Annotated in this window: 1 protein-coding gene; it reads left to right on the top strand. The window is 31.9% G+C overall.

All coding sequences use genetic code 11. The features are described from left to right. Positions 1 to 37: 37 nt before the first annotated feature. The coding region (locus tag HU147_RS19200) for an ABC transporter substrate-binding protein (RefSeq protein WP_224077672.1) at positions 38 to 423 on the top strand (386 nt) is incomplete at its 3' end.

The raw sequence follows: 423 nt of genomic DNA, 5'->3' as shown, positions 1-423 counted from the left end.
ATAATAAATGAAGTTATACATATTAAGGAGTGGAACGATGAGAGGTCTAAAAACTTTTAGTATATTGGGATTAATAGTTGCCTTATTTTTAGTTGCAGCTTGTGGTAATACGGATAATTCAAGTAAAAAAGAATCATCAACTAAAGATACTATTTCGGTAAAAGATGAAAATGGTACAGTAAAAGTACCTAAAGATGCAAAACGTATCGTTGTATTAGAGTACTCATTTGCAGATGCATTAGCAGCATTAGACGTTAAACCAGTTGGTATTGCTGATGATGGTAAGAAAAAACGTATCATTAAACCAGTTAGAGAAAAAATTGGGGATTATACTTCTGTAGGTACACGTAAACAGCCAAACTTAGAGGAAATTAGTAAATTAAAACCGGATTTAATTATCGCTGATAGCAGTAGACATAAAGG

This window comes from Planococcus chinensis, assembly GCF_020071995.1.
Lineage (GTDB): Bacteria > Bacillota > Bacilli > Bacillales_A > Planococcaceae > Planococcus > Planococcus chinensis_A.
The sequence above is the reverse complement of the archived record's forward strand: the minus strand, read 5'-3'. Positions and strand labels throughout refer to the sequence as shown.